Source organism: Alloalcanivorax xenomutans (genome assembly GCF_900217905.1).
GTDB lineage: Bacteria > Pseudomonadota > Gammaproteobacteria > Pseudomonadales > Alcanivoracaceae > Alloalcanivorax > Alloalcanivorax xenomutans.
In genome coordinates, this window is record NZ_OBMO01000006.1 from 167,346 (window position 1) to 187,281 (window position 19,936).

The 19,936-nt window shown below is 63.5% G+C and carries 21 protein-coding genes; 19 read left to right on the forward strand and 2 right to left on the reverse strand.

The genetic code is table 11. The annotated features are described in order from the left end of the window. Positions 1 to 48: 48 nt before the first annotated feature. The 5 genes from lysS (at position 49) to CRO06_RS06575 (ending at position 5,445) form a co-directional block, all read left to right on the forward strand. Positions 49 to 1,548 (forward strand): lysine--tRNA ligase, encoded by a 1,500-nt coding sequence (gene lysS / locus CRO06_RS06555; RefSeq protein ID WP_026948975.1) that lies wholly within the window; start codon positions 49 to 51, stop codon positions 1,546 to 1,548. A gap of 114 nt (positions 1,549 to 1,662) precedes the next feature. Continuing rightward, positions 1,663 to 2,331 (forward strand): TetR/AcrR family transcriptional regulator, encoded by a 669-nt coding sequence (locus tag CRO06_RS06560; protein WP_022996718.1) that lies wholly within the window; start codon positions 1,663 to 1,665, stop codon positions 2,329 to 2,331. After that, positions 2,324 to 3,004: a uracil-DNA glycosylase gene (ung, locus tag CRO06_RS06565; RefSeq protein WP_022996719.1), complete on the forward strand. Its 681-nt coding sequence runs from the start codon at positions 2,324 to 2,326 to the stop codon at positions 3,002 to 3,004. The genes CRO06_RS06560 and ung overlap by 8 nt, the downstream gene beginning before the upstream one ends. Positions 3,005 to 3,120: 116 nt before the next feature. Continuing rightward, positions 3,121 to 4,233, forward strand: coding sequence for an enoyl-CoA hydratase/isomerase family protein (locus CRO06_RS06570; protein ID WP_022996720.1), 1,113 nt, complete (start codon positions 3,121 to 3,123; stop codon positions 4,231 to 4,233). 207 nt (positions 4,234 to 4,440) lie between these two features. Next, positions 4,441 to 5,445, forward strand: coding sequence for an NAD(P)H-dependent flavin oxidoreductase (locus CRO06_RS06575; RefSeq protein WP_097058046.1), 1,005 nt, complete (start codon positions 4,441 to 4,443; stop codon positions 5,443 to 5,445). Between the two features lie 188 nt (positions 5,446 to 5,633). Here the strand turns inward: CRO06_RS06575 and ygfZ are convergent, their stop codons facing one another. After that, positions 5,634 to 6,587, reverse strand: coding sequence for a CAF17-like 4Fe-4S cluster assembly/insertion protein YgfZ (gene ygfZ / locus CRO06_RS06580; RefSeq protein WP_097058047.1), 954 nt, complete (start codon positions 6,585 to 6,587; stop codon positions 5,634 to 5,636). A 128-nt stretch (positions 6,588 to 6,715) separates the two neighbouring features. Between ygfZ and CRO06_RS06585 the strand changes: the two genes are divergently transcribed. Together CRO06_RS06585 and CRO06_RS06590 are read left to right on the forward strand one after the other, a co-directional pair. After that, a complete protein-coding gene (locus CRO06_RS06585; RefSeq protein WP_022996723.1) occupies positions 6,716 to 6,973 on the forward strand; it encodes an FAD assembly factor SdhE in 258 nt (85 codons plus the stop codon). Then, positions 6,933 to 7,352, forward strand: a complete 420-nt coding sequence (locus CRO06_RS06590; protein ID WP_097058048.1) for a hypothetical protein — start codon at positions 6,933 to 6,935, stop codon at positions 7,350 to 7,352. The genes CRO06_RS06585 and CRO06_RS06590 overlap by 41 nt, the downstream gene beginning before the upstream one ends. On the opposite strand, the gene nadB is transcribed toward CRO06_RS06590, so the two are convergent. After that, complete coding sequence (gene nadB / locus CRO06_RS06595; protein ID WP_022996725.1) at positions 7,336 to 8,967, reverse strand: L-aspartate oxidase; 1,632 nt, start codon at positions 8,965 to 8,967, stop codon at positions 7,336 to 7,338. The genes CRO06_RS06590 and nadB overlap by 17 nt on opposite strands. Positions 8,968 to 9,336: 369 nt before the next feature. Between nadB and rpoE the strand changes: the two genes are divergently transcribed. The 12 genes from rpoE to pdxJ all read left to right on the forward strand — a co-directional run bounded on the left by rpoE (position 9,337) and on the right by pdxJ (position 19,808). After that, positions 9,337 to 9,921, forward strand: a complete 585-nt coding sequence (rpoE, locus tag CRO06_RS06600) for an RNA polymerase sigma factor RpoE (RefSeq protein WP_022996726.1) — start codon at positions 9,337 to 9,339, stop codon at positions 9,919 to 9,921. Positions 9,922 to 9,925: 4 nt separating this feature from the next. Beyond that, positions 9,926 to 10,507 (forward strand): sigma-E factor negative regulatory protein, encoded by a 582-nt coding sequence (locus CRO06_RS06605; RefSeq protein WP_022996727.1) that lies wholly within the window; start codon positions 9,926 to 9,928, stop codon positions 10,505 to 10,507. Between the two features lie 3 nt (positions 10,508 to 10,510). Beyond that, positions 10,511 to 11,488 carry a MucB/RseB C-terminal domain-containing protein gene (locus CRO06_RS06610; RefSeq protein ID WP_026948971.1) on the forward strand — a complete coding sequence of 326 codons (978 nt, stop codon included), beginning with the start codon at positions 10,511 to 10,513 and terminating at the stop codon, positions 11,486 to 11,488. Beyond that, positions 11,485 to 11,946: a SoxR reducing system RseC family protein gene (locus tag CRO06_RS06615; protein WP_026948970.1), complete on the forward strand. Its 462-nt coding sequence runs from the start codon at positions 11,485 to 11,487 to the stop codon at positions 11,944 to 11,946. Before CRO06_RS06610 ends, CRO06_RS06615 begins: the two co-directional genes overlap by 4 nt. A 98-nt stretch (positions 11,947 to 12,044) precedes the next feature. After that, on the forward strand, positions 12,045 to 13,511 hold the full coding sequence (locus CRO06_RS06620; RefSeq protein ID WP_022996730.1) for a DegQ family serine endoprotease: 1,467 nt from the start codon (positions 12,045 to 12,047) through the stop codon (positions 13,509 to 13,511). Between the two features lie 145 nt (positions 13,512 to 13,656). Then, positions 13,657 to 15,456, forward strand: coding sequence for a translation elongation factor 4 (lepA, locus tag CRO06_RS06625; RefSeq protein ID WP_063140115.1), 1,800 nt, complete (start codon positions 13,657 to 13,659; stop codon positions 15,454 to 15,456). Continuing rightward, positions 15,456 to 16,244 (forward strand): signal peptidase I, encoded by a 789-nt coding sequence (gene lepB, locus CRO06_RS06630; RefSeq protein ID WP_022996732.1) that lies wholly within the window; start codon positions 15,456 to 15,458, stop codon positions 16,242 to 16,244. Before lepA ends, lepB begins: the two co-directional genes overlap by 1 nt. A 4-nt stretch (positions 16,245 to 16,248) precedes the next feature. After that, complete coding sequence (locus tag CRO06_RS06635) at positions 16,249 to 16,626, forward strand: DUF4845 domain-containing protein (RefSeq protein ID WP_097058049.1); 378 nt, start codon at positions 16,249 to 16,251, stop codon at positions 16,624 to 16,626. Beyond that, the gene (gene rnc, locus CRO06_RS06640) at positions 16,623 to 17,309 is read left to right on the forward strand and encodes a ribonuclease III (protein ID WP_022996734.1); all 687 of its coding nucleotides are present in this window, start codon (positions 16,623 to 16,625) and stop codon (positions 17,307 to 17,309) included. The genes CRO06_RS06635 and rnc overlap by 4 nt, the downstream gene beginning before the upstream one ends. Continuing rightward, on the forward strand, positions 17,302 to 18,210 hold the full coding sequence (era, locus tag CRO06_RS06645; protein ID WP_022996735.1) for a GTPase Era: 909 nt from the start codon (positions 17,302 to 17,304) through the stop codon (positions 18,208 to 18,210). The genes rnc and era overlap by 8 nt, the downstream gene beginning before the upstream one ends. Then, positions 18,188 to 18,880, forward strand: a complete 693-nt coding sequence (recO, locus tag CRO06_RS06650; RefSeq protein ID WP_026948968.1) for a DNA repair protein RecO — start codon at positions 18,188 to 18,190, stop codon at positions 18,878 to 18,880. The genes era and recO overlap by 23 nt, the downstream gene beginning before the upstream one ends. 199 nt (positions 18,881 to 19,079) lie before the next feature. After that, positions 19,080 to 19,808 carry a pyridoxine 5'-phosphate synthase gene (gene pdxJ, locus CRO06_RS06655; RefSeq protein ID WP_055100536.1) on the forward strand — a complete coding sequence of 243 codons (729 nt, stop codon included), beginning with the start codon at positions 19,080 to 19,082 and terminating at the stop codon, positions 19,806 to 19,808. Positions 19,809 to 19,936 lie beyond the last annotated feature (128 nt).

Below are 19,936 nucleotides of genomic sequence, written 5' to 3' on the forward strand. Positions count from 1 at the left end.
TGTAATACCAGGGTCCGCCGCCGGACCGCGAAACAGGTTAGAGAGATAATGGCTGACGAACAGAACACTCCCAACGGTAGCGCCAACGATAGCGCCGATGAAAACCGTCTGATCGCCGAGCGCCGCGCCAAACTGGCGGCCTGGCGCGAACAGGGCGCGGCTTTCCCCAATGACTTCCGCCGTGACGCGCTGGCCGCCGATCTGCAGGCGCAATACGGCGAGCTGAGCAAGGAAGAGCTGGAAGAGCGGGACATCCAGGTGGCGGTGGCCGGCCGTCTGATGCTGGACCGCAAGGCGTTCAAAGTGCTCCAGGACATGTCCGGACGGATCCAGATCTACGCCAGCAAGGACGTGCAGAAAGACACCAAGCACTGGGACCTGGGCGACATCGTTGGCGTGCGCGGCAAGCTGTGCAAATCCGGCAAGGGCGATCTGTACGTGATGATGGACGACTACCGTCTGCTCACCAAGGCGCTGCGGCCGCTGCCGGAAAAACACAAAGGCCTCACCGACACCGAGGCCCGTTATCGTCAGCGCTACGTGGACCTGATCGTCAACGACGACAGCCGCCGTGCCTTCCAGATCCGCTCGCAAGTGGTGGCCGGTATCCGCAACTATCTGGTGGCGCAGGGCTTCATCGAAGCGGAAACACCGATGCTGCAGGTGATCCCCGGTGGCGCCACGGCGCGGCCGTTCATCACCCACCACAACAGCCTGGACCTGGACATGTACCTGCGCATCGCGCCGGAACTGTACCTCAAGCGGCTGGTGGTGGGCGGCTTCGAGAAGGTGTTCGAGATCAACCGCAACTTCCGTAACGAAGGTCTCTCCACCCGGCATAACCCGGAATTCACCATGCTGGAGTTCTACCAGGCCTACGCCGGCTACCAGGACCTCATGGACCTCACCGAGGACATGCTGCGCACTCTGGCGCGGGACGTGCTGGGCACCACCGAGATCCAGTATCAGGGCGAGGTTTATGATTTCGGCAAGCCGTTCGCGCGGCTGTCGGTGTTCGACTCGATCCTCCAGTTCAACCCGGATATGGACGCCGCCGAGCTGGCCGACGAGCAGGGCGCCCGCCGTATCGCCGAAGGGCTGGGCATTCCGCTCAAGCCGATCTGGGGCCTGGGCAAGGTGCAGATCGAGATCTTCGAGAAAACCGTGGAGCACCGGTTGAAGGACCCCACCTTCATCACCGACTACCCCACCGAAGTGTCACCGCTGGCCCGGCGCCGGGATGACAACCCGTTCGTCACCGAGCGCTTCGAGTTCTTCGTCGGCGGCCGCGAGATCGCCAATGGCTTCTCCGAGCTCAACGACGCGGAGGACCAGGCCGAGCGCTTCAAGCAGCAAGTGGCGGAGAAGGAAGCCGGCGACGACGAGGCCATGTTCTTCGACGAGGATTACATCAACGCCCTGGAGCACGGCCTGCCGCCCACCGCTGGCGAGGGTATCGGCATCGACCGGCTGGTGATGCTGTTCACCGATTCGCCGTCGATCCGGGATGTGATCCTGTTCCCGCACATGCGGCCCCAGGGGCGTTGACAGCCAGCGAGCCCGGTGGCTCTGGTCACGAAGCGTTGCAAAGTGAGGCCTTACTAAGCTTACACCTGCTGGTAAGCTGGAATGGCCATCATTAGCAGAACAACGAGTCGTCCTATGACCACGACCATTCAATACCAGGGCCGCAAGGCCCGCCGCGCCGGCAGCGAACAGCGCCGGCGCGCCATTCTCGAGGCTGCCCTGACGATCATCGTCCGCGACGGTATCCGTGCCGTGAGGCACCGGGCCGTGGCGCGCGAGGCCGATGTGCCGCTGTCCGCCACCACTTACTATTTCAAGGACATCGGCGATCTGATCGCCGACACCTTCACGCTGTTCGCGGAAAGGGCTCTCAGCGACGTGATCGGGCCGTTCCGGGATCAGGCCTTCGCCCTGATCCGGCAGCTCGATGGCGCGCCGATCAATAATGCCGCGCAAAGGGACCAGTTGATTGACCAATTGGCGGAGCTGACCACGCGCTTTATCCTTGATGAGCTGCAAAACCGGCGCGAGCACCTGATCGCCGAGCAGGCGTTCCTGCAGGAAGCGATCCTGGACCAGAGGCTGCGGGAGCTGGCGGACCTTTATTTGCAGCAGCAAACGGATATTCTGGTGGAGGCCTGCCGGGCCTTTGGCTCGGACAAGCCGCAATTGGACGCGGAACTGATCCACGGCCAGATCATGGTCATCGAGGTGCGTCTGCTGGCGCACCCCGAATGGGTGGACGAGTCGTCCCTGCGTAACCGGACACGACATTTATTGGACAGGTTGGTACCCCATGTCTGACGCCAAGGCCGCCCTGGAACCGGGGTGGATGAACGTCCTCGCGGCGGAGTTCGACAAGGATTACATGGTGCGTCTGCGGGCGTTCCTGCGTGAGGAAAAGCAAAAGGGCGAGACCGTGTTCCCGCCGGGCCCGGACATCTTCCGGGCCTTCAACGATACCCCCTTCGAGGACGTCAAGGTGGTGATCCTGGGCCAGGACCCGTATCACGGGCCGGGCCAGGCCCACGGCCTGTGTTTCTCGGTGCAGCCGGGCGTGCGGGTGCCGCCGTCGCTGGTCAATATCTTCAAGGAAATCGAACGGGATCTGGGCATTCCCGCCCCCGATCACGGTAATCTGGAGCCCTGGGCCAAGCAGGGCGTGCTGTTGCTCAACGCGGTGCTCACCGTGCGCGCCGGCCAGGCCGCTTCCCATCAAAAGCAGGGTTGGGAAGAGTTCACCGATCAGGCCATCGACCACATCAACCGTGAGCGTGAGGGCGTGGTGTTCATGCTGTGGGGCAGCTACGCGCAAAAGAAAGGGCGCCTGATCGACCGTCAGCGCCACTGCGTGCTGACCGCGCCGCACCCGTCGCCGCTGTCGGCGCACCGCGGCTTTCTCGGGTGCGGCCATTTTTCCCGCGCCAACCAGTATTTGATTCAACAGGGCAAGACTCCGGTGGATTGGGCCCTTTAACGGCTTTTTGCAACACCCGGGTGCTATCCGTGGTTTGATACTTGCTATAGCGATTGTTTCTCCAATCGATTCTTTTTCGATCGGGATTTCTATCGGAAAAAGGAGCCCGTGCCGGCATGACCGACACCGTTCTGTTTCAGGAATTGCCCACCGCCTCCGGCCATGTGATTGGCCGCGCCACCCTTAACGCTCCCGCCGCCCTCAATGCGCTCAGTCTGGACATGATCGAGTCACTGAGCCGGCGGCTGGACGACTGGCAAGACCGTGACGACATCGTCGCGATCTGGCTGGAAGGCGCCGGTGACAAGGCGTTTTGCGCCGGCGGTGATGTGGTGGCCCTGCATCGGGCCATGGTGCGCCACGCGGGCAAGGACCGGAATCCGGAAGTGGAGGCGTACTTCGCCGCCGAATACCGCCTCGACCACCGTCTGCACCGCTCGCCGGTACCGGTGATCTGCTGGGCCGACGGCCTGGTGCTCGGTGGTGGCATGGGCCTGATGCAAGGCAGCACCTTCCGGCTGGTGACGGCAAACAGCCGGCTCGGTATGCCGGAAATCAACATCGGTCTGTACCCGGACGTGGGCGCCAGCTGGTTTCTCAATCGCCTGCCGGGCCGTACCGGTTTGTTCCTGGGGCTCACCGGTGTTCATTTTGATGCCCGCGATGCTTTGAATCTGGGGCTGGCGGATCGCTGCCTGGACCAGGACGCGGAGCACCTGCTGGATGACCTCGGCGGCCAGAGCTTCACTGGCGAGCGCGCCGCCGACCATGCCCTGCTGTTTCGTTTCTTCCGCGATGCCGCCCACTATCCGTTACAGCTGGACGGCGCCGTCAGTGCCCGCCGTAATCTCATCGACAACTGGTGCGACGGCGCCGACCTGCCGGAAGTGGTGGACACTCTGCTGGCGGCGAAGGAATGCGACAGCTGGCTCGACAAGGCCCGCGCCAACCTCACCGGCGGCTGTCCGCAAACCGCTTTCCTGGTGTGGGAGCAACTGCGCCGGGCGCGTTATCTGTCACTTGAGGATGTGTTCCGCATGGAATGGACGCTGTCGGTGCAATGCGCGCTGCACGCGGATTTCCGCGAAGGCGTGCGCGCGCTGCTGATCGACAAGGACGGCAAGCCGCGCTTCCGCCACCGCAGTGTGCATGAGGTGCCGCCGGGGTACATCGACACTTTCTTCGAAAACCCGGCACCGCGGCATCCGCTGGCGGATTTGGGGTCCTAGCGGCGAAAATCGCTGGCAAGCCAGCTTCCCGCGGCGGCTTCGCAGCCCCGTCTGTGGGAAGCTGGCTTGCCAGCGAATCGGCGTTCAAGCGTGTCCGCACTTTCCCATAAATACCAGTGATAATGAGTATGCCCGCGTTGTGCTGGTGCCCCGCGCCGCCCGGCGGTAGGGTTAGGCTCCTTCTTCGTTCCAAGCAGGGAGCCAGGCATGTCTTTCCAGCATTACAGCTTGATTCAAGCGCCCATGGCCGGCGGTATCAGTGGTGCCCGTTTCGTCGCCGAAGCGAGCCGCGCCGGGGCGCTTGGTTCAGTGGGCGCCGGTTATTTGAGCGGCGCCGCGATCCTCGAGTCGGCCCGGGGTGTGCGCGACGCCGGCGGCGATGCGTTCGCCATCAATCTGTTTATCCCGCCGTCACAAACGCCGGACGCCGAACAAGTGGTGAAAGCAAAGGCGGCGCTGCGTTCCTGCTATGCCGCCGCCGGCGTGGCCATGCCGGAACAGTTCGCGCCGCTGCCGTCCTTCGACGAGCAGTTCGAAGCGGTGCTGGAAGCGCGCCCGGCGGTGTTTTCCTACACCTTCGGCCGTCTGTCCAGGGATCGCATGGACGCCTGCCGCGCGCGCGGTATCGCCCTGGTGGGTACCGCCACCAGTGTGGCGGAGGCGCAAGCGCTGGCCGAGGACGGTGTTGACGCGGTGGTCCTGCAGGGCGAGGAAGCCGGCGGCCATCGTGGCAGCGTCGACCCGCTGGCGCCGGGCATGGTGCTGGACGATCTGCTGGCGGCTTGCCGGCAAGTGGTGTCCCTGCCGTTGATCGCCGCCGGTGGTTTGATGGACGGCGCCGACATGGCGAGGGTAATGCGTGCCGGTGCCGCCGCCGCGCAACTGGGCACGGCCTTTCTGCGCTGCCCGGAAGCGGACACGGCGGCGGTCTGGAAACAACGGCTGGCCGAGGCGGCCCCCGGCGCCACCGGTGTCACCCGCGCGGTCTCCGGCCGCTGGGCACGAGGCCTGGCCAACGCCTGGATGGATGAGCGCGCCCCCAAGGATATCGCTCCCTACCCGGAACAACACCGCCTGACTTCCCCTTTGCGCAAAGGCGCTGGCGCCGACTGGAAAAGCCTCTGGGCCGGCACGGGGGCGCACCGTTCCCGGGAGATGCCGGTGGCGGAGCTGGTGCGGACGCTGGAAGAAGAATGGAAAGACAGTGAATAGTTAATAGGGAACAGTGAATAGTTGCGCGCGCTACGAAAGGCGCTGACTGAAACCAAAGAGGCCGCGCCCAAACCTGGGTGCGGCCTCTTTGATTGGAAAAATAAAAAAGCGGGCTATTGCGGATCGGCAAACGGCCCTTGCGTCATCGCAACGCCGCCTTCTTTTCACTGTTCACTATTCACTGTTACTTATTCACTGCCCTTCCCATATGGCAGTGCCATCGCCGCCGCCCCCAACGCCTGATCATCGGCGAACAACTCCCCCTCATGGTCAAGGCGCACCACCGCGAGCAGGCGGGGGGTGGGTTCGCCGCGGGCGCTGTCGACCACTTCGCCGACGGCGCGGCCGTCGCTGTTGCGCAGAGGTTGTCCCGGGGAGAGGGGCGGGCCGTTGTAGGTGAAGGCGGCCATGCGTTGCTTGAGCTTGCCCTTGAAGTGCATGCGCGCCACCACTTCCTGGCCGGTGTAGCAGCCTTTGTTGAAGCTGACGCCGCCGAGCAGGTCGTAGTTGAGCACCTGGGGCAGGAACAGATCCTCGCCGCCGGGGTAGATCTGGCCTTCGCCGGCGCCGATATCGAGAAAACGCCAGCCCTCGCCGTCGACCGGGGTGCGGCTTGCCTGCTTCCGTTGCGCCCGGCTCAGTTCCGCCAGGGCGTCGTCAGCGCCGATCACCAGCAGTTGCTCGGTGAGCGGATAACGCAGCAGAGTCAGGCCACCATGGTGGCGGCCATGGCCCGCATCCGGCAGCGGCAGGCCGCTTTGCTCCAGCGCTCCGGCCAGGCCGATCACGCGCAGATCCTCGGCCACCTCGAAGGTCACCTTGGCGCGCAGTCGGTATTTTTCCAGGCAACGGATCACCGCTTCGGCCATGGTCGCCGGGCACAGCATCAGATAGCCCTGGTCATCGCGGACCAGGCGCAGACTCACCAGGCCCCGGCCTTTCAGCGACAGATGCATGGCGGCATGGTGCTCGCCCTGATCGATCCGTTTCAGATCGCAGGTGAGTTGCCCTTGCAGATAGGACCCCGCTTCCTCGCCGCGCACCCGCACCACCGCCAGATGGTCGCAGATCGCCAGGGCCGGTGTGGTAACGCCGCCGTTGGCGGGGGAGATTTCCGCGATCAAAGAGGACCAAGCGCTCATAGTGTTCCCGGTTGTTGACTGGTCACACATGATAGGGAATCGGGGTGGGTGCTGTCAGCTTTCGCCCATATCGCCGGAACGTCGCCTGACATACAATTGCCCGCCTGCACATCGTATTGGGGAAAGACATGTCGCTGGCCGATCTGAAACGTCGTTATCGCTGGCAGTGCCGTCGTGGCGCTTCCGAGGTGGAGGTGGTGCTGTACGGCTATCTGGATCATCACTTCGAGCAGGATAGCGAGGCCAACCGGGCGCTGTTCCCGAAACTGCTGGAATGCGCGGACGTCGACATGCTGGAGTGGTTCACCGCCCGTTCGGAACCGCAAGACCCGGAGTTACGCGCCTATGTCCGCCACATACTCGGCCTCGTTTCCGCCTCGTCTTGAGCTGCGCCCTTCGGCCTGGCCGCGCCGTCTGCGCCTCGCCGCTTTGCTGATTTCCGCTCTGGCGCTGTGGCACAGCGCGGTGCCGGTGGGGGCATTTCCGCCGTTGCTGGCGGGGCTGGCGTGGTGGTTGTGGCGGTGGCGGCCGCCACTAGTGACGGCGGTGGCGGTCACCGCCACGGAAGTGACTCTGGTGTTGGAAAATCCGGACCTGAAAGAGAGCCGGATCACCGTGACGGCGCCGTTCCGCGCCTGGACGCCCGGGCCCTGGCTGGCGTTGCGCTGCCCCGGCCGGGGCTGGGTCTGGATCTTCGCCGATCAGGCCGGGGAAGCGGCGCTCACGCCGCTGCGTCAGGTGCTCTGGCTCAATCGGCGGCGCTGACCGGCGAAAGGGCTCCCAAGGGGCTGTTGTCCGGCACCAGCACGCTGTCCCGTGGCGGATCCTGGGGGCCGGGAAACTCGCGCATGAAATGCAGGCCCCGGCTTTCACGGCGTTGCAGCGCCGAACGGATGATCAGGTCGGCGATCACCACCAGGTTGCGCAGTTCCAGCAGATCGTTGCTGATGTGGTAGTTGCTGTAATACTCGCTGATTTCCTTCTGCAGCAAATCCACCCGGTGCTGGGCCCGCTCCAGCCGTTTCACCGTACGCACGATGCCCACGTAGTCCCACATGAAGCGCCGCAGCTCATCCCAGTTGTGGCTGATCACCACGTCTTCGTCGGAGTCGGTGACCAGGCTGTCGTCCCATTCCTCGGCGCCGCGCGGCAGCGGCAGACCGGCAAGGTGCTCGCTGATGTGGCGGGCCACGGAGCGGCCGTACACCAGACATTCCAGCAGGGAATTGCTGGCCATGCGGTTGGCGCCGTGCAGACCGGTGAAACTGGTCTCGCCCAGCGCGTACAGACCGGGCAGGTCGGTTTCGCCGTTTTCGTTGATCATCACCCCGCCGCAGGTGTAATGGGCCGCCGGCACCACCGGGATCGGATCGCGGGTGATGTCCAGGCCCAGTTGCAGGCACTTGGCGTAGACGGTGGGGAAGTGCTCGATGATGAAATCCGCCGGCTTGTGGCTGATGTCCAGATACAGACAATCGGCGCCCAGGCGCTTCATTTCATGGTCGATGGCACGGGCCACCACATCCCGTGGCGCCAGTTCCGCCCGTTCATGGAAGCGCGGCATGAAACGCTCGCCGTTGGGCAGCAGCAGTTTGCCGCCTTCGCCGCGGATCGCCTCGGTGATCAGGAAGCTCTTGGCCTTGGGGTGGTACAGACAGGTGGGATGGAACTGCATGAATTCCATGTTCGCCACCCGGCAGCCGGCGCGCCAGGCCATGGCGATGCCGTCGCCGGTGGCCACGTCCGGATTGGAGGTGTACAGGTACACCTTGGAGGCGCCGCCGGTGGCGAGCACCACCGACCGGGCCAGAATGACATCGGTTTCGCCGCTGCGGATATCGTGCACATAGGCGCCGCAGCAGCGCCGCTCGCCATCGTGCACCTGGGTGATCAGATCCACCGCCACCCGGTGTTCGAACCGTTCCACGTTGGTCTTTTCCTTGACGCGGTCGATCAGCGTGCTGGAAATCGCCACGCCGGTGGCGTCGGCGGCGTGGATAATGCGCCGGTGGCTGTGGCCGCCCTCGCGGGTCAAATGGTAGGGCAGGGGCGCGTCCTGGCCGCCGGGCATGCGGGTGAAATCCACCCCCTGTTCAATCAGCCAGCGGATCGCTTCCGGGCCGTTTTCCACCGTGAACCGCACCGCGTCGTCGTGGCACAGGCCGGCGCCGGCCACATGGGTATCCTGGACATGGCTGTCCATGGAATCGGATTCATCCAGCACCGCCGCCACGCCGCCCTGGGCGTAATAGGTGCTGGCGTGGGTCAGTTCGCCCTTGGAAAGCAGCGCCACCCGGGCATCGTCGGGCAGGCGCAGGGCCACGGTCAGGCCGGCGGCGCCGGAACCGATGATCAGAACGTCGTAATGAAAGGTTGCCATAGCTATCCGCGGTTATCCGCGCTGCCGGCTCGACACCGTGACCGGGGACGGTACGCAAAGCGGCGCATTATGGAGGTGAATTGTTGAACCATTGTGAAAACCGGCCATGTTCAGGGAGGCCAGTATAGCGGTCCAGGCAACTCCTGTTACAATACCGCGCTTCAATCCTGGCTGGCGGGGGCCAAATCCGCTCCGGCACGGCCAGGGCAAGGCGAAGATCGCGACGTTCCGGGGGGCACAGTGCTTCTGCAACACCAGCTCACGACGGGAAAAACAGGGCCATCGGCGCCTGGTCGGTATGCGCCGCGCGTGCCGTGCCGACGGGATGTCGCCGCTCGTTTTGTCACGACCATCCCGAAGGAGTGCTAGGTGTCCGACGAACAGTTGGTCAAAAAAGCCAAGAATGGTGATCAGCGCGCCTTTGAAGTGTTGGTGCTGAAGTACCAGCAACGTATCTTCGCTCTCATCAGCCGTTACGTCCGTGATCAGGATGAGGTCCAGGACGTGGCCCAGGAAGCCTTCATCAAAGCCTGGCGCGCCTTGCCGCGATTTCGTGGCGACAGTGCCTTCTATACCTGGCTTTACCGTATCGCCGTCAATACCGCCAAGAACCACCTGGTGGCCCAGGGGCGCCGTCCTCCGGGCACCGATCTGGATGCCGCCGAAGCGGAACAGTACAGTGGTGCGGAAATCCTGCACGAGATTGGAACCCCTGAGTCCCATGTGTTGTCTGAGGAGCTGGAGGCAGTAATCCACCGGGCCATCGAGGCACTGCCCCAGGAACTCAAGACCGCCGTGACCCTGCGTGAATTCGAGGGCCTCAGCTATGAGGACATCGCGGTGGTCATGGAATGTCCGGTGGGAACGGTGCGTTCGCGCATCTTCCGGGCTCGGGAAGCCATCGACGAGGCGGTGCGGCCCCTGCTAGGGTCGCAACGTGGAGACAAAGGGTGAGGTCATGAAACGGGACTTTGAAGTGTTGTCCGCCCTGCTGGACGGAGAAACCAATGAATTCGAGACGCGGCGGGTGCTGCGGGATCTGGACGAGAATGGTTTGGATACCCTGGCCCGTTGGCAACTCACCCGTGATGTGATGCATGGCCAGGCGGTTCGGCCGGTGCCATCGTCCTTTAACGCGCGTCTGTCCGAGGCGCTGGCGGCGGAATCGGCGCCGGCGCGCCGGTCCGGCCTGGTGGGTGGTTTCGCCCGGGTGGCGGTGGCCGCCTCCGTGGCCGCGGCCACCGTGGTGGGCTGGCAGTACTGGAGCGGGCCCTCCGGCTCCTCCTTGTCTTCCGGCGCGCCGCAAAACACCCTGGCCGCCAATGATCAGCGCATGAGCCGTCCGTTCGGTGATCTTTCGCTGGTGTCGCAAAGCGCCCGTGGCGGTGCCGGCGCGGTGCCGGTGCAGGTCAACGCGGCCCAGCCGCGGGTCAACGCCATGCTGATGCGGCACAGTGAGTTCGCCGCGCGCCACAGCGGTCAGGGCATGATGCCTTACGCCCGTCTGGTGAGCATGGACGCCCGCAACGGAGCACGCTAACGAATGCTGCGAACCCTCGCTTTTGGTCTGACCCTGATAGCGCCGCTGCCGGCGCTGTTGCTTGCCCCGCCGGCCTCGGCTCAGGAAGCCCCCGCGGCGACCCTGCTGCAATCCATGTCCGAGGCGTCCCGGCAACTCAACTATAAAGGCCGTTTCCTCTATCAGTTTGGTGCCGAAGTGAGCACCATGGAGGTAAGCCATGCGGTCTTCGACGACCATCAATATCAGCGTCTGACCCATCTCGACGGCCGCCTGGTGGAAGTGCTGCGGCGTGGACCGGAACTGGTCTGCCTGCATTCCAACGGCACCCTGACCCGGATCTCCGACGCCAACGGCTTGCCACTGGAATTCCAGGACCGGTTGGCCAGCGCCATCCCTTCCCAGTACAACGTCCTTCTTGACGGTGACGGCCGCGTCGCGGGCCGCCCGACCCTGCGCGTGCGCGTGGCGCCGCTGGACAATCACCGTTACGGCTACCGGTTGTGGCTGGATGACGAAAGCAAACTGCTGCTGAAGTCGGAAATGGTGGATGGCAACGGTCTGGCACTGGAGCGGGTGGAATTCGTCACCCTGGATTTGAATCCCGGGCTGCAACGGACCGACTTCGATGTGCCCGAGACCCACAGTGAACGGGCCTTGGAAAACGTGGCGTCTTCCCGGCCCGGTAATTTCGTTATCGAGGCGCAATGGCTGCCCGGCGGTTTCGAGGCCGTGGATCGGGACTGGCGCCGTGTCGACACGGTGGCGGATCCGGTGGCGGCACAGAGTTACAGCGATGGTCTCGCCACCTTCACCGTCTTCGCCGAAGCCACCGACGGCGCCAGCCCCGAAGAGGGTGTCAGCCGGGTCGGTCCCACCGTGGCGATCAGCCGCCACATCCAGAACGGGCCGATTACCTTCCTTATGACCCTGGTGGGTGAAATCCCCCAGCCCACGGCCGAACGGGTCATGCAATCAATACAGGTCTCCACGGCGCAATGATCGAGGAGCACGGGCGCGTGGTGGCACGGGAGCCCGGCGCGATCTGGGTGGAAACCGTGCGGGCCGGTGTCTGTGATGCCTGCCAGGCCCGCAAGGGTTGCGGCCATCGTCTGATCAATCAAAGCGGCGGGCAGCGGGCCCGTCTTCGCGTGCTGACCCGCGACACTTTCCAGGAAGACGAGGAAGTGGTGGTGGGCATTCCCGAAGGCGCTTTGCTGCGCGGTGCTCTGTGGGTTTACGCTTTACCCCTGGTTTTACTGTTTTCGGGCGCTCTGCTCGGCGGCGCCCTGCCGCTGCCGTTCGACGGCGCCGCGCTGTTCGGGGTGCTGGGCCTGCTGCTGGGTTTCATCATCAATCGTTGGCGCGATCGCGGTGATCGCGGCCGGGCGTACCAACCAACGGTCCTGCGCCGCTGTCCGGCGCGGGAAGATGGGGCGGTCAGGATCGTTTCGTCATAACGGGTGTCAGCACAAGACACACTGACCGGGGTTTGTTTTGGGGTAGAGAAGCCCTTCAAGGGCGGCAAGAGACTCCATCGATGCACAGGGAGCTTTCCATGGGAATGATTCAACACTATTTGTTGCCGCCGCTGCTGGCGGTGGGGCTGGTGATCGCCGGTTGCGGCGGTTCGGAGCAACAACCGGCGCCGGCGGAGCAGCCCCAAGCGGCCCCGCCAACCCAGGCGCAGCCGTCTTCCCAGCCGCTGGTCACCGGTTTGCCGGACTTCACCGCGCTGGTGGAGAAAGAGGGGCCGGCGGTGGTCAACATCAGCACCGTCACCCACCGTGACGCCAGCGACCAGCAACAGCAGATGGAGCAGCTGCCGGAGTTCTTCCGCCGCTTCTTCGATGAATTTGGCGGCGGCATGCCGGAACAGGAAGACGTCCGCTCCCTGGGCTCCGGCTTCATCATCTCCAGCGATGGCTATGTGCTGACCAACAATCATGTGGTCGCCGACGCCGACGAGATCGTGGTGCGCTTGCAGGACCGCCGCGAGCTGGATGCGGAACTGGTGGGCGCCGATGAGCAGAGCGACCTGGCCCTGCTCAAGGTGGAGGCTTCCGACTTGCCGGTGGTCAACATCGGCTCCTCCGAAAATCTCAAGGTGGGCGAATGGGTGCTGGCCATTGGCGCGCCGTTCGGCTTCGACAGCTCGGTGACCGCCGGCATCGTCAGCGCCAAGGGGCGCAGCCTGCCATCGGACAACTATGTGCCGTTCATCCAGACCGACGTGGCCATCAACCCGGGCAACAGCGGCGGGCCGCTGTTCAATCTGAACGGCGAAGTGGTGGGCATCAATTCCCAGATCATCAGCCGTTCCGGCGGTTACATGGGGCTCAGCTTCGCCATTCCCATGGACATGGCCATGGACGTGGTGGAACAGCTCAAGGACACCGGCAAGGTGAGCCGCGGCTGGCTCGGTGTGCTGGTCCAGGAAGTGGACCGGGATCTGGCCGAGTCCTTCGGCCTGGAGCGGCCCATGGGCGCGCTGGTGGCCCAGGTGGTGGACGGCTCGCCGGCGGCGGCCGCGGGTTTGCAACCCGGTGATGTGATCATCGAGTTCGATGGCCACCAGATCGAGCGCTCCGGTGACCTGCCGAAGGTGGTTGGTACCATCAAGCCGGACAGCGAAGTGGATCTGACCGTGATGCGTGACGGCGGCAAGAAGGACCTGTCGGTGACCGTTGGCGAACTGCCCGAGGATCCGCGCCAGGCCGCCGCCGGCGGTGGCGAGAGCGCCCAGGGCGGCGTGCTCGGCCTGCAGGTGCGTGACGCCAGTGCCGCCGAGCTGGCCCGCGCCAAGGCCGAATCCGGTGTCGTCGTCGCCAAGGTGGAAGAGGGCCCGGCCCGCGCCGCCGGAGTCCGCAGCGGTGATATCCTGGTCTCCCTCAATAACCAGCCGGTCAAGGACATCGACACCCTGCAGGACATCGTCGAGAATCTGCCCGAGCAAGGCACCGTGCCGGCCCTGGTCAACCGTGGTGGCAACGCTCGCTTCATTGCCCTCAAGCTGGGGCAGTGATCATTGCCGGCCCTTTCCACCGACGAAAGGGCCGCGAGCGGCCCGCCTGACACGGTTTATGGCGCCCGGCGACCAACAACTTTGGTTGCCGGGTGCATAATCCGCTAGAATCGCCCTCCATCGTTTCGTTCCTTGGCGGCAATCTGTGACCGACATTACCCATATTCGTAACTTCTCCATCATCGCCCACATCGATCACGGCAAATCCACCCTGGCGGACCGCTTCATTCAGACCTGTGGCGGCCTCAGCGATCGGGAACTGAAGGAGCAGGTTCTCGACTCCATGGATCTGGAGCGCGAGCGCGGCATCACCATCAAGGCGCAAAGCGTGACGCTGCACTACACCGCCCGCGATGGGGAAACCTACCAGCTCAACTTCATCGATACCCCCGGCCACGTGGACTTCTCCTACGAGGTGTCCCGCTCGTTGTCGGCCTGCGAGGGGGCCTTGCTGGTGGTGGACGCCGCCCAGGGGGTGGAAGCGCAGTCGGTGGCCAACTGTTACACCGCCATCGAGCAGGATCTGGAGGTGCTGCCGGTGCTGAACAAGATCGACCTGCCGCAGGTGGAGCCGGAACGGGTGATCGAGGAAATCGAGGAGATCATCGGCATCGACGCCATGGACGCCTGCCGGGTGTCGGCCAAGACCGGCATCGGTGTCGAGGATCTGCTCGAGCAGCTGGTGGAACGCATCCCGGCGCCGGAAGGGGAGCGCGGCGGCCGCTTGCAGGCGCTGATCATCGACTCCTGGTTCGACAACTACATGGGCGTGATCTGTCTGGTGCGGGTCAAGCACGGCCGCCTCAAGAAAGGCGACAAGATCCTGGTCAAATCCACCGGCCAGACCCATGTGGTGGACAGCCTGGGGATTTTCACACCCAAACGCACCGAAACCCGGCACCTGGAAGCCGGCGAGGTGGGCTGGGTCAGCGCCACCATCAAGGACATTCACGGTGCGCCGGTGGGTGACACCCTGACCCATGCCAACACCCCGGACGTGCCGGCGCTGCCCGGCTTCCAGAAGGTCAAGCCGCAGGTTTACGCCGGCATGTTCCCGGTCTCCGCGGACGACTACGAGGACTTCCGCGACGCGCTGTCCAAGCTGGCGCTGAACGACGCCTCCCTGTTCTACGAACCAGAAACCTCGGACGCCCTGGGCTTCGGCTTCCGCGTCGGTTTCCTCGGCATGCTGCATATGGAGATCATCCATGAGCGGCTGGAACGGGAATACGACATGGACCTGATCACCACGGCGCCCACCGTGGTGTACGAACTGATGCTCAGTGACGGCAGCCTGCTTTACGTGGACAACCCGTCCAAGCTGCCGGAAGGCAACAAGATCGAGGAATTCCGCGAGCCCATCGCCCGCGTCAATATCCTGGTGCCGCAGGAGTACGTGGGCAACGTGATCACCCTGTGCGTGGAGCGCCGTGGCGAGCAGAAGGGCATGCAGTACCTGGGCAAGCAGGTATCGCTGGTGTACGACATTCCCATGGCCGAAGTGGTGCTGGATTTCTTCGATCGGCTGAAGTCGGTGAGCCGGGGCTTCGCCTCCCTGGACTACGCCTTCGAGCGCTTCCAGGCCACCAAACTGGTGCGGGTGGACGTGCTGATCAACGGCGACAAGGTCGATGCGCTGGCGATGATCTGCCACCTGGACCAATCCGCCCATCGCGGCCGGGTGCTGATCGAGAAGATGAAGGAACTGGTGCCCCGGCAGATGTTCGACGTGGCGATCCAGGCCGCCATTGGCAGCAAGATCATTGCCCGCCAGACGGTGAAGGCGCTGCGTAAGAACGTCACCGCCAAATGTTACGGCGGTGATGTGTCTCGTAAGAAGAAGCTCCTCCAGAAACAGAAGGAGGGCAAGAAACGGATGAAGCAGGTGGGCAACGTGGAAATTCCCCAAGAGGCCTTCCTTGCCGTGCTGAAGGTGGATGACTGATGGATATAGATATTGGCTTCTGGTTGACCCTGGCGCTGCTGGTCACCGTGGTGGTATGGATACTCGACCGGCTGTTTAAACTGCGTCAGAGAGGCGGAAGTCTGGGCAGCACGGTGGAGACTTCGAATTCTTTGATTTCGGTGTTCTTCGTGGTGCTGGTGATCCGTTCCTTCGTGGTGGAACCCTTCACCATTCCCTCCGGCTCCATGCTGCCGACCCTGGAAGTGCACGACTTCATTCTGGTCAACAAGTTTTCCTACGGACTGCGCCTGCCAGTGACCAATACCAAGATCCTGGAGACCGGCGAACCGGAGCGCGGTGATGTGATGGTGTTCAAGTTTCCGGAAAACCGCGCGCAGAATTTCATCAAACGAGTGATCGGTCTCCCCGGTGATGTGGTGGAAGTGCGTGATAATGTGGTGTACGTCAACGGTGAAGCGGTGCGGCGCGACCTGATCAAGAACGGCAGCAACAGCCAGGCGTGGCGTCGTGAGTACATCGAAATGCTCGGCGAACACCCGCATCTGATCCGCCAGGAAGGCCCGGTCAATCCGTACACCGGAGACAAGGTCATTCCCCGTAACACCCAGGGCAAGTGGCAGGTACCCGAGGGGGAGTACTTTGTCATGGGTGATAACCGGGACAACAGCAACGACAGCCGTTTCTGGGGCTTCGTCCCCGAGAATCTGGTGGTGGGCAAGGCGTTCCTGATCTGGATGCACTGGGAACCGTTCTTCTCGCTGCCCAGTTTTTCCCGGAACGGCGCGATCGACAAAGTGGAGACATAACAACATGAAAGGGCGCGCACGTCAGGGGGGGCTTTCCCTATTGGGCTGGATCGTGGTGCTGATCGTTCTGGCGGTGTTCGGCACCGCCGCGTTCCGCATGGTGCCGGCGTATATGGAGTACAACACGATCAAATCGGCGACCGTCTCCTTGCTTGGCGACAGCAAGACCGCGCTGATGTCCGAGCGGGAAATCCGCGACGCGCTTGGCAAGCGTTTTGTCGTCAACCAGGTCGATGCGATCACCGCCAATGACCTGGTGGTGAGCAAGGAAGGCGGCCGTGTGTCGGTGGCGGTGGATTACGAGGTCCGTGAACCGCTGTTCTACAATGTGTCCGTGGTGATGACGTTCCGGGACACGTTCAGCAAATCGGCGGCGCCGTGATCGAACACCGTGAGCGTTTGGAAAAGGCCCTGGGCTATCGCTTCAGCGATGGGGAGCGGCTGCAACTGGCGCTGACCCATCGCAGCGTCAGCCGGCGTCACAATAACGAGCGGCTGGAATTCCTCGGTGACGCCCAGCTCAGCCAGATCATTTCCACGGAACTGTTCCACCGTTTTCCGGACGCGGCGGAAGGGCAACTGACCCGTATGCGCGCCTCACTGGTGCGTGGCCAGACCCTGGCGGAAGTGGCCCGCGAGCTGGGCCTGGGGGAATACCTGATTCTGGGCGGCGGCGAGCTGAAAAGCGGCGGCCACCGGCGTGAGTCCATCCTGGCCGATACCCTGGAAGCGCTGATCGGCGCCATGGTCATCGACGGTGGTGAAGACGCCTGCCGCGAGGTGGTGTTGAGCTGGTTCGAAGCCCGGCTGGCGGCGATCAGCCCGCAGAGCGTGCGCAAGGACGCCAAAACCCGCTTGCAGGAATGGCTGCAGGCGCGCAAATATGAATTACCTGTCTACGGTGTGCTGTCGGTCAGCGGCCAGGCGCCAAAACAATCTTTTGAGGTGGAATGCGAACTGAGCGGTTTGAAGAAAACCTTCCGTGCCAGCGGCCCGAGCCGCCGGCGTGCCGAGCAGCAGGCCGCGGAGCAGGCTCTGGAGTGGCTGGAGCAGACTCATGAGTGAATCCCGTCGCTGTGGCCTGGTGGCGATCATTGGCCGTCCCAACGTGGGTAAATCCACGCTGATGAACCATTTGATCGGCCAGAAGGTGAGTATCACCTCGCGCAAGCCGCAGACCACCCGTCACCGTATCCACGGCATTCTGACCCGGGACGACTGTCAGATCGTGTTCGCCGACACCCCGGGCATCCATACCGGCCAGCAACGGGCGCTCAACCGCGCCATGAACGAAGCGGCCATGTCGGCGTTGTCCGATGTGGATGTCATCTGTTTCATGGTGGACAGCGACAAGTGGAACGAAGGCGACGAGCACGTGCTGTCGTTACTGGCCCGGGCCGGTGATATTCCGGTGATCCTGGTAGTGAACAAGGTGGATCGCCTGGACGACAAGGCCGCCATGCTGCCGTTGCTGGACAAACTCAACCAGCGTCATGACTTCGCCGAAGTGATTCCGGTGTCCGCGCTGGGCGGACACAACCTGGACGTGCTGGAACAAGCACTGGTCTCCCGCTTGCCGGAAGGGGATTTCTGGTTCGACGAGGATCAGCTTACCGATCGCAGCCTGCGTTTCATGGCGGCGGAAATCATCCGCGAAAAAGTGGTCCGGCAACTGGGTCAGGAAGTCCCCCATCAGGTCACCGTGGAAATCGACCTGTGGGAGGACGGACCCCGTGTCACCGACATCGCCGCCACCATTCTGGTGGAACGGCGCGGGCAGAAAAAAATTCTCATCGGCGATAAAGGCGAGCGCATCAAGAGCATCGGCACCCAGGCCCGCCGCGACATCGAAAACCTGATCGAGCGCCGCGTCATGCTCAATCTGTGGGTGAAGATCAAGGCCGGCTGGTCCGATGACGATCGCGCCCTGCGTTCCCTGGGCTATGACAACTCGCGACAATCCTGACGGCGCCAACGGCCTCGAACCGGCCTGGTTGCTGCATCGCCGGCCGTTCCGCAACACCAGTCTGATTCTCGACCTGTTCCTGCCCGGCGGTGGCCGGGTCGGCGCGGTGGCCCGCGGCGGCCGTCGTAACCCGGCGCTGGCCCCGTTCGTGCCGCTGTGGGTGCAATTACAGCGGGGGAGCGGCGAACTCCATACCCTGCGCCAAGTGGAACCGCGCGCCGCCGCCGTCTCTCTGACCGGCACCGCCCTGTACTGCGGCTTCTACCTCAACGAGCTGCTGGTGCGCCTGCTGCACCGCGATGATCCCCATCCGGACCTCTGGCCTGCTTACGAATACACTTTGCGCGAACTGAAAGGCGACACGCCCCTGGACGTGACCCTGCGCCGTTTCGAAATGGTACTGCTGGAAGAAGTGGGCTATGGCCTGGTGCTCGAACACGATGGCGAAGGGCAACCGCTCTCGCCGGAACTGCGCTACGGCTGGGTGCCGGACCTGGGACTGATACCCAACAAAAACGGCCACTCCGGCGCCGACCTGCAAGCCCTGGCCGAAGACCGCTGGACCCCGGCCGTGCGCCGCATGGCCAAACAACTGCTGCGCGAGGCCCTGGCGCCGCACCTGGGCGGAAGACCGCTCAGGAGCCGCGAATTATTTCGCGGCACCAGCTGATAGTTAACAGTGAACAGTTAACAGTGAATAGTGAATAGCGAAAACAAGTGCCGCCGAAGATACTTTGCGTGTATCGCAAATACAATTATGCGTTTCTGCAACGATGTTTTGACTTTAGCTGTTCACTATTCACTGTTAACTGTTCATTGCCCGTCCGTTATTATGGCTGTCCCACCAACCACCCACGGTGCCAATCCCCATGCCTTCTTCCGTTCTTCTCGGCGTCAACATCGACCACATCGCCACCTTGCGTCAGGCGCGGGGCACCCGCTATCCGGAGCCGGTGCAGGCGGCGCTGGTGGCGGAGCAGGCGGGCGCCGATGGGATCACGGTGCATTTGCGCGAAGACCGGCGGCATATCCAGGATCGTGACGTGGAACTGTTGGCGCAGACCCTGCAGACGCGCATGAATCTGGAGATGGCGGCCACCGAGGAAATGGTCAACATTGCCCGCCGTATCGGCCCGGCCCACTGCTGCCTGGTGCCGGAGAAACGGGAGGAGTTGACCACCGAAGGCGGCCTCGATGTGGTCGGCAACGAAGCCTGGATCAAAGCCTGCTGTGATCGCCTGGCGGAAGCGGGGATCGAAGTATCCCTGTTCATCGACGCCGACCCGGCGCAGATTGAAGCAGCTCATCGCTGCGGCGCGCCGGCCATCGAGATCCATACCGGCCATTACGCCGACGCCACCAATGAAGCCGCGCGGCTGGCGGAACTGGAGCGCGTGCGTGAAGGCGTGGCGCTGGGCCTCAAGGCAGGCCTGATCGTCAACGCCGGCCACGGCCTGCACTACCACAACACCCGCGACATCGCCGTCATCCCCGGCATCAACGAGCTCAATATCGGCCACGCCATCATCGCCCGAGCGGTGATCAGCGGCCTGCACGAAGCGGTGCGGGAAATGAAGAAAACCATTGAAAGCAGTTAATAGTGAACAGTTAACAGTGAATAGTTGCGCGGATGGACTGGCCCCATTTAAGTAGACACGGACTGTAAAGTAGCCGCATAGGCGTTGGGGGTGAGCCCTCCCAGCGTCATGTGGCGTCGTACTTTGGG

What these genes read in the sequence shown, in the direction of transcription:
- CRO06_RS06590 (WP_097058048.1), top strand. Translation starts at nt 6,933, where the DNA reads ATGTCCGCCACATACTCGGCCTCGTTTCCGCCTCGTCTTGAGCTGCGC.
- CRO06_RS06605 (WP_022996727.1), top strand. Translation starts at nt 9,926, where the DNA reads ATGAAACGGGACTTTGAAGTGTTGTCCGCCCTGCTGGACGGAGAAACC.
- lepB (WP_022996732.1), top strand. Translation starts at nt 15,456, where the DNA reads ATGGATATAGATATTGGCTTCTGGTTGACCCTGGCGCTGCTGGTCACC.
- CRO06_RS06560 (WP_022996718.1), top strand. Translation starts at nt 1,663, where the DNA reads ATGACCACGACCATTCAATACCAGGGCCGCAAGGCCCGCCGCGCCGGC.
- recO (WP_026948968.1), top strand. Translation starts at nt 18,188, where the DNA reads ATGACAACTCGCGACAATCCTGACGGCGCCAACGGCCTCGAACCGGCC.
- CRO06_RS06620 (WP_022996730.1), top strand. Translation starts at nt 12,045, where the DNA reads ATGGGAATGATTCAACACTATTTGTTGCCGCCGCTGCTGGCGGTGGGG.
- era (WP_022996735.1), top strand. Translation starts at nt 17,302, where the DNA reads ATGAGTGAATCCCGTCGCTGTGGCCTGGTGGCGATCATTGGCCGTCCC.
- CRO06_RS06610 (WP_026948971.1), top strand. Translation starts at nt 10,511, where the DNA reads ATGCTGCGAACCCTCGCTTTTGGTCTGACCCTGATAGCGCCGCTGCCG.
- nadB (WP_022996725.1), bottom strand. Translation starts at nt 8,967, where the DNA reads ATGGCAACCTTTCATTACGACGTTCTGATCATCGGTTCCGGCGCCGCC.
- CRO06_RS06585 (WP_022996723.1), top strand. Translation starts at nt 6,716, where the DNA reads ATGTCGCTGGCCGATCTGAAACGTCGTTATCGCTGGCAGTGCCGTCGT.
- CRO06_RS06570 (WP_022996720.1), top strand. Translation starts at nt 3,121, where the DNA reads ATGACCGACACCGTTCTGTTTCAGGAATTGCCCACCGCCTCCGGCCAT.
- ygfZ (WP_097058047.1), bottom strand. Translation starts at nt 6,587, where the DNA reads ATGAGCGCTTGGTCCTCTTTGATCGCGGAAATCTCCCCCGCCAACGGC.
- ung (WP_022996719.1), top strand. Translation starts at nt 2,324, where the DNA reads ATGTCTGACGCCAAGGCCGCCCTGGAACCGGGGTGGATGAACGTCCTC.
- pdxJ (WP_055100536.1), top strand. Translation starts at nt 19,080, where the DNA reads ATGCCTTCTTCCGTTCTTCTCGGCGTCAACATCGACCACATCGCCACC.
- CRO06_RS06635 (WP_097058049.1), top strand. Translation starts at nt 16,249, where the DNA reads ATGAAAGGGCGCGCACGTCAGGGGGGGCTTTCCCTATTGGGCTGGATC.
- CRO06_RS06575 (WP_097058046.1), top strand. Translation starts at nt 4,441, where the DNA reads ATGTCTTTCCAGCATTACAGCTTGATTCAAGCGCCCATGGCCGGCGGT.
- CRO06_RS06615 (WP_026948970.1), top strand. Translation starts at nt 11,485, where the DNA reads ATGATCGAGGAGCACGGGCGCGTGGTGGCACGGGAGCCCGGCGCGATC.
- lysS (WP_026948975.1), top strand. Translation starts at nt 49, where the DNA reads ATGGCTGACGAACAGAACACTCCCAACGGTAGCGCCAACGATAGCGCC.